5 protein-coding genes and 2 pseudogenes are annotated in these 7370 nt (G+C 67.2%); 3 read left to right on the forward strand and 4 right to left on the reverse strand.

Going from position 1 to position 7370, the window contains the following annotated elements; all coding sequences use genetic code 11:
• The 3 genes and pseudogenes from IPZ69_RS45835 to IPZ69_RS45845 all read right to left on the reverse strand — a co-directional run.
• Positions 1 to 391, reverse strand: a pseudogene (locus tag IPZ69_RS45835) (hypothetical protein); the annotation flags it as partial.
• A 504-nt stretch (positions 392 to 895) separates the two neighbouring features.
• Positions 896 to 3574, reverse strand: coding sequence for a DEAD/DEAH box helicase (locus tag IPZ69_RS45840; RefSeq protein ID WP_235460863.1), 2679 nt, complete (start codon positions 3572 to 3574; stop codon positions 896 to 898).
• A 35-nt stretch (positions 3575 to 3609) separates the two neighbouring features.
• On the reverse strand, positions 3610 to 4029 hold the full coding sequence (locus IPZ69_RS45845) for a DUF4357 domain-containing protein (RefSeq protein ID WP_235460864.1): 420 nt from the start codon (positions 4027 to 4029) through the stop codon (positions 3610 to 3612).
• An 843-nt stretch (positions 4030 to 4872) separates the two neighbouring features.
• Between IPZ69_RS45845 and IPZ69_RS45850 the strand changes: the two genes are divergently transcribed.
• From IPZ69_RS45850 to IPZ69_RS45860, 3 genes are all read left to right on the forward strand, one after another.
• Complete coding sequence (locus tag IPZ69_RS45850) at positions 4873 to 5220, forward strand: hypothetical protein (RefSeq protein WP_235460865.1); 348 nt, start codon at positions 4873 to 4875, stop codon at positions 5218 to 5220.
• 360 nt (positions 5221 to 5580) lie between these two features.
• Positions 5581 to 6069: a helix-turn-helix domain-containing protein gene (locus IPZ69_RS47635; protein WP_235460866.1), complete on the forward strand. Its 489-nt coding sequence runs from the start codon at positions 5581 to 5583 to the stop codon at positions 6067 to 6069.
• A gap of 27 nt (positions 6070 to 6096) precedes the next feature.
• On the forward strand, positions 6097 to 6390 hold the full coding sequence (locus tag IPZ69_RS45860; RefSeq protein ID WP_235460867.1) for a hypothetical protein: 294 nt from the start codon (positions 6097 to 6099) through the stop codon (positions 6388 to 6390).
• On the opposite strand, the pseudogene IPZ69_RS45865 reads toward IPZ69_RS45860, so the two are convergent.
• Positions 6362 to 6448, reverse strand: a pseudogene (locus IPZ69_RS45865) (FABP family protein); the annotation flags it as partial. The gene IPZ69_RS45860 and the pseudogene IPZ69_RS45865 overlap by 29 nt on opposite strands.
• Between the last annotated feature and the right edge of the window lie 922 nt (positions 6449 to 7370).

The following is a 7370-nucleotide window of genomic DNA, read 5'->3' on the forward strand; positions in this document are numbered from 1 at the left end:
CCCACACGGCCACCCGCTCACCGAACTCGGCCCGCTCCCACCAGGAACACACCACCGCCCGCGCCCACGCGAACACCTCACCCACATTCCACCCTGCCGCGGCCGCCCGCGCCCACCGCCCCTGCGCAAGCTCGCGCACCATGCAGGAGACATCAAGGAACTGCAGCGGATGCCCCTCACCGGCATCCAGCAGCCACCGCCCGTGCTGCGCACACACCCGCCGCCACCGCGGCGCATACAGCCACACCCGCCGCCCGCCCGCACCCCGCCTCGCCGCACACAGCCCGCAGGCGAACACCACCGGCCCCCACTGCCGCACCGCCGCCCGCCACCGCGCCGACGCCCGGCGCGATCCCGTGCCGTACCGACGTCGCCGGGGCCGGATGTCCATGACGGCAGCGCCCACGCCAGATGCGCTTGTGAGGTGCCGCACCGGTCGGCCACCTGGGCCTGTGCGAGTGCGCCGAGCAGCACCTCGCCATCCGGCCGGCTCGCGGCGTGCGCCCTCACCGGGTTCACCCACCGCCAGCCGGCCAGCAGATCCTCGACGCCCAGCCGGGAGGTGGCGGCCACCCGGTGCAGGAATGACCACGTCGTCTCGTGCGCGACGGGCGCCACCCGCATCACCCCACGCAACAGACCCCCTCACATCCCGCGCTCCGGCTGCCACCCGAACCTCCAGTACCCCGGTGATCGGCCGTGCAGCACCGCGCCTATCGCTACCCCCTCCTATCGGGTGCAATGCCGCAAACAGCACTCTTGTGATCATCGACTCCGGACCTTCGACCAGAGCCCCACCCGCTAAGCGACGCCCCACGCGCCTACCGTCCGACAGCACCTCTGGGCGCTGAGCGGCGCATCACCCCCGGCAGGCCAACACAGAGGCTGTCCCGACTCACGCCCATCCGACGCCGAGTTCGGCCAGTGCGACCCGCTGGGGTTCGGTGAGCTGGTCGCGGCGGCTGCGGGTGTTGCTCATGAATACGCCCAGCCGTACGGATACCGACGCGCTCTCCTCCTGGCCGGAACCCTCCACAACGACCGTCTCTGTATGCGTTCGCGGCACACGATGATGCCCTTCGCGGGCGATGAACTGCGCCAGCGCGGCAACACCCCTTTGGAAGGCGGCCGAAGGCCTCCCGGCCGCCTCCCCATGCCCCTTGGCCGCCGGAACCGATACCGGCCGCTGTACGGCATCGACGCCCAGTGCAGTCAGCCGTTGCTGCTGTTGCTCGGATAGTTCGGTCCAGTTGCGGCGTTGCCGCAGGACCCATGTCCCGAGGTCGTCTCCGTCGAACATCACGCCGGGTGCGATGTCGGGGAGCCGACCGTCGGGCTCGTCGGCCGCCAGGAGGGCAAGGACGCGGTAGTGGCGTTGCCAGTCGAGCGGCCAGGGGCAGTTCCAGTCGGTGTCGATGGCGGTCAGCTGTGCGGCCCGGGTGGCGGCGTGTTCGGGGTTTTTGCCGAGTCCGTGGGGGCGGCGGAGGTTGGTGATGAGTTGGCCGATGGGGATGCTGGTGCCGTCTGGTCCGTTGGGGTCGGGGCCTTCCCACTGGGCGTCTTGTCGTGGGGCGAGGTGTCCGTGGGCGTGGTGGTAGGAGCGGAGTACGGCGAGCCGGTTCTCCCAGGCTTCCTGGCCGGGTTCCCACACCATCCCTTCGGCGTCCAGCAGCTCCCTGCGGTGGCTTCCCAGAGCCCCGGTCCGCAGTGCCTTGCGCTGTTCGTGGACCCACCTGCCCAGCGGAAACGTCTTGGTCACGCCGACTTGGACCTCGGTCTCATAGGGCACGGCGTGCAGGCCGGTGATGTGGTGCCTTCGGCGCCAGCGGTGGAGGGCCTGGTAGCCCTGCAGCCAGACGAGGGATTCGGGCCGGTAGACGCGGGTGCGTAGGAACGCGGCGATGGTGGCGGGATCGCGTGGGGTGGAGAAGTGCAGCAGCGTCGATCCGGCCCCGTCCTCCTGGTCCTCGCCCTCACCTTCGTAGGTGGCGTCCGCCTGGATGATGCGTCCGTCCGCGTTGCGCTGGACGTGCACTTTCCGCTGGCCGCTGGTGCGGGCCCGGTTGGCGAGCTGTTCGACCAGGCGCTCGTCGTGGCTGCGCAGGCCCTGCAATACGGCCACGAGCGGCGCGTACGAGGTCGTGGCGGCCATGTCGTTTGGGTCTTCGCCGGGCTCGAGGAAGACGGGCACGATGATCCGCGCGGTCTTCTCCGTGCCGTCGGGGTTCGGGCGCAGGGCGCGGCCGATGTTCTGGACGATCTCTACTCGGGAGCCGCGGGTGTCGGCGAAGCAGATGGCCTCGACGCCTCGCTCGCCGACGATGTCGATGCCTTCGCCCAGGACGCGTACGGAGGCGAGGAAGGCGCGGTGTACGCGCCGGTTGTCGGCGTCGATGCCGTTGGCGAACTGGCGGATGACCTCGCGGCGTTCGGTGACGAGGTGGTCGCCGCACAGCCATGCCGACCAGACCCGGTCGGGGGGTACGTGGCGTCCGGCTTCGAGTTCGTAGAACTGTGCGTCGATCGACGATGCGGGGAGCTTCTCCGCGTCGGCCAAGGCCTCGTTGGACACCTCGGTGCGGTGGAGCTCCGTGGCGGTCTGCGGCATCTTCTCCGCGAATGCCGCGGCCTCTTCGACTCGTTGGTGGAAGGTCATGACGGTGCGCAGGTTGTGTGCGGCCGAGTGTTCCAGGAGCGCGGTCTGCAGCAGGGCCAGGCGCCGGCCCCGCAGGGCTTCTTCCGACGGTCCCGGGATGGGGGAGGGGTCGCGGATCTCCAGGACGTCGATCTCGAAGGGGGCGAGGATGCCCCGCTCTACTGCTTCGCTCAGTCCGAGTTCGTAGATCCATTCTCCGTAGGGGCCGTCCGGGTCGGACGTCATTGTCGCGATTTCCAGCTCCTGGCCGTCCGGGCCCCGTACGGGGCGGGGTGGGGCGAGGATGCGGGGGGTGGCGGTGAGGTAGAGCCGGAAGTCGGCGGGGATGCGTTGGTTGTCGTGGATCGCTGCCCAGGGCCGGCCGATGTCCCCGGCGGTTGCGTGGGCTTCGTCCACGACGGCGAGGTCGAACGGGTCCATTGTCTGTCCGTACAGCCGCACTCCGCCCGCCAGTGCGGCCTCCAGCGGCCCGCGGACTCTCCGCTCGCCCGTCGGTGCATCGATGTCCTCGCGCTCCACGAGCGAGGCGTACGTAGCGAATACGACCACGGGCCCGCGCCCCGCCCACAACGCCAGCTGGATCGCATTCGTGGTTGTGCGCACGCCCAGCTGCTCCAGGACGTCGTCCTTGTCCAGGGAGCACACGGCGACCATCGGCGTGGTGTGTCCGACCTTCCGCCAGGCCTGGGCGGTCTGCACGAGCAGGTCCAGGGTGGGCACCATCACGAGGATTCGCCCGTTGCGGAAGCTGTCCAGCGCGGCCCAGGCGGCGGTGATCGTCTTTCCGGAACCGGTGGCAGATACGACCGTGCCGCGGAGCCCTTGGGGGGACACCGGTGTCCGGATGGGGAAGCCGGCCCATCTGCGGATGCGGGTGACAGCTTCTGCCTGATGTTCGCGGAGCTGGATTGTGGACATCGGTACCTTCCCGGACGGTTGTGTCGTGGTGGAAGTCAGGCTGGTTGCGCGCCGGTGTGCGTGTGCTCTCGGCGGAGGTCGTCCAGGGTGCGTCCGTCTTCCAGGTGCCACAGTGTCCAGCCGTTGATGACGTTGCCGGTGATGGCTTCCGCTGCTTTGGAGGGTGAGGGGAAGGGCGTGGCGTGGCCGTCGACGATGAGTTGCCCTTCGGCTGTGACGACTGCTCGGCCTCGGCGATTGGCGCGGCGCTGGTGGAACGTGAGAACGGCGCCTGCGGCGAGCAGGTCTGCCTGCATGAGCTCGGCGAGGGGGCCCCGGGGTACCACGGGCACTGGTGCGGGCGTGCCTTCGGTGTCGTCGCCAAGGGACAGGGTGAGGTGGATGGTGTCGTTGCCGCTCGCGCTGGCCAGGTGGGCGAAGACGGCAGGGTCGAAGTGCAGGCTGATCGTGGGCAAGAGGCCTCCTCCAGGCCCGGTAGTGACCCGGACCCTTCTTTGAAATCTTCGATTCCGAGTATCTCAGGAGAGGTTATATTCTTTGGAGTGAAGAACTCAAGGAGAGGGCGGCGGTGTGGGGGCATGCGGGTGGATCGGGGTTCTGTATCGCGGAAGCGCCGGGAGTCAAGGGGCCCGGGGCAAGGACAGCAGGTCTCGGGCCGGAGCGGGCTGTATGGTCGAAGGCGCCCTTCCTCGCGTCGTCTGGCTGCTGAAGGCTCACCGATGGTCTGGGAGAGGGTGCTAACGGAGGCCCTGGCGGGGCGCGGTGGAAGGCGCTCGCAGCCAGGGCCTCCGTCTGTGCCCGGCCGGGCCTCCCACATTCTAAGGGCAAGCGCTTTCTTTTTGCGGAGAATTAATCTGACCCAGGTCGAGAGAATTTCAAATACCACGGGAGTAACCAGCGCCTATTCCTCGGTCGTAGAGAATCCCCCATCCATACGCCGCGCCCTCGATCTCTCGTGGATTCTCGAAGGTTTTCCCAGGATCGAGGACGGGAGCGGACCGGCAGCGCAAGGCCTGCTCACGGGGAGGTAACTTCTGTGCCATGCTTCGGCGGTGTCAGAGCCGGGCGCTTCGGCGACCTGACGCCTCTAGAGTGTCGAGGAAGGGACCATGACGTTCTGGTCGGTGAAGAGCCGTCTGTTGCGCTAGGTTCCCTTTCACTCCGGCCTGCGGGACAGGAATCTCGTGCTGCTTCCACCCGGCATGGGATGCGTTCACCTCGCCTGCGGGCCACCCGCATCCACCCACGACTTGCCTTCAGCGGCCAGACGACAGTGGCTACATCAAGAGGAAGGACCAATGACCGAAGCACCCGATCCCGACGACCCGATCCAGCGGGAAAAGATCAGGAAGGCGCTGGAGAGCGAGGCAGGCCGACGGCGCTGGTACCGGTTCATCCAGACGCCCGATGACCTGCAGCGCAATGCAGAGCGCCTCGACACGTTCCTCCTCGTGCTCCTCTGCATCGCTGTTCTCGTGGTCATCGTCTTGGCGCTCTGCGCGCTGAACGTGGTGACCAACCATCCCCAAGCGGCCAGCGCATATGGGACGTTGGCCCTGGTCGCCAGCGGCGCAGTAGTGGGGATCTTCGTGCTCCTGCTGATGCACCGTGCCCGTATGCGCCGCGCCGGATGGCGCCGCGCCTGACTTAACGTCTGCTGTCAGGCGAGCCTCCGCCTGCTTTCAGAGCACCAGACCGCTGGCCCTTCTGGCCTCAACCTCCTGGGACATCCCGGGAGGTTGAGGCCAGAGCCTTGTCTCCACGCAGGACCCCGCGCCTAGTCAGTTCGTGCTGAAGGTGCACAGTCGCTGCGATCTCGCTTGCCACTACTGCTACGCCTGCTGGCACACGGATCACAGCTGGCGGGACCTGCCCTGCCCGGTGCTCGACGAAGTACTCCGTGTCACGGACAGCCGCATAGTCGAGCATGCCGGCGTCCATGGCCTCGACGTTTTCCCAGTGGTCCTGCACGGCGGCAAACCGTTCCTCGCCGCACGGATCCGTCTTTGCAGGAAAGCCAAGACACCAGGGCGGCGCAGGGCGTTCGCGTACTGGATCTGCGCATCCACACCAACGGCGTCACGCTCGTCGAGCGGTTCTGCGAGCTGCTCGGCGCATTCGGCATCGGAGTCGGCGTCTTGCTGGATGGTGACAAGGCAGCCAACGACGTTCACCGCCGCTACCGCGCCTGCTGCAGTAGCCACGACAAGGTGCTGAAGGCGATCGACCTGCTTAACCGGCCCCTCAACGTCACCTCTTCTCGGGCATCCTGTGCACGGTCGACGTCCGCAACGACCCGGCGGCCGTCTACGACGCACCCCCAGTCTGGTCCGCGTGAGGAGGCGGGGCTCACGGAGCGGAAGGTGGCCGAGGCAATGCAGTGGTCACCCTCGAAACTGATCCGTATGGAGGCTGGGACGATGAGCGTGACCGTCACCGTCTTCAGCAAGCCCGCCTGCTCGCGCCCTTCAAGGGTTGTCGGCTGGAGCAGCTGAACAGGCGTCGGCTGCGGCACCACCACTGTGCTGACCGAAGTCACCCGAGGCGTGGGCGGTGTCGGCAAGACCCAGCTAGCTATCGAGTACATCTACCGGCACCAGCCCGAGTACGACATCGAGTGGTGGATCCCAGCCAAGCGGCCGGGCTTGGCGACCATCACCGAGGCCAACACCGACGGTCCCGCGGTGCACCAGGCGCTCCGTGAAGGACGGCCGTACTCTCGCTGGCTGCTGATGTTCGACAACGCGGAAACCGGACTCCGACTCCAGCGGACAGACCTTGTTCCCGCGCGGCGGTGCAGGCGACCGCATCCGTGACCAGGTCGATCTCCGGCTTCTTGTCGGCGAACTCGCCGTACCAGATCTCGATGAAGCCGTCCGCGAGTCCGAGATTGCTTCCCGCAGGTGGCAGCGGCACCATCGTCACCTTCCGCAAACGCAGTTGGAGCCCGGGCACCGCTCCGTCGAGACCGCGGTGCTCACCCGCGAGGAGAAGAAGGAACTGCTGATTCCTCCCCGAGACGTACTCGTCAGTGCCGAGGCCAGATCGCCGGAGCCATCCCACCGCCTTGCACCTGCTCCAGATGTGCGCGCACTTCGCACCAAACTCCAACTCCCGCTCCATCGTCTTCGGCGACAGCAGCATCGATGCGGAATTCGACTGGCCCCGACGACTCCATGCCAGCCCCGCGCGATATGGGTGATCGGCCGCGACTCGCTGGCGCGCATCCACCACCACGCCGACTCGGTATCTGTTTTCAGGAATTGGAGTAATTGCTCTAGGGTTGAAGTTTTACGCTCGCCAACCAATGGTCTATTTCGATAAAAGTTGCTCAGAACAGGTGGCTAGCCCTCAAACACATGATCGTGCACTAAGTATGGGTTAGGAGTGTGTGCCATTTTCCCCCAGAACTACATGTTGCATCAACTACACACCGTGCGCCGGCACCCCACCCGAGCGTGACCCTTCGCGTACCTCACGCTCGATTGTTGGAGGAGTTCGGCCTCGTCTTGCACGCCCGCCTCAGCGCCCGACGTGCCACCTCGCGGACCGTCACCATCCCATCCCCGGCTTGCATACCCGATGCCGTCACCGCCCCCCCCAGCACCTTCTGGCAGGCGCAGGCCCGCAGGGCCTTTATGCGGGGGAGCGGAGCGGACTCGCGTGAGGCCTGGAGCACAGCGGAGGGCCGTGCGGGGCTTTGCTCCGCTACTCCGGGAGCGGAGCGGACGGAGTGTCAACCCGTGGGCGAAGCTCACGGGTTGTGCGGAGCGCGGAGCGCTCCGCCAGCGCTCCC

Source organism: Streptomyces olivochromogenes (assembly GCF_021538895.1).
Taxonomy (GTDB): domain Bacteria; phylum Actinomycetota; class Actinomycetes; order Streptomycetales; family Streptomycetaceae; genus Streptomyces; species Streptomyces olivochromogenes_A.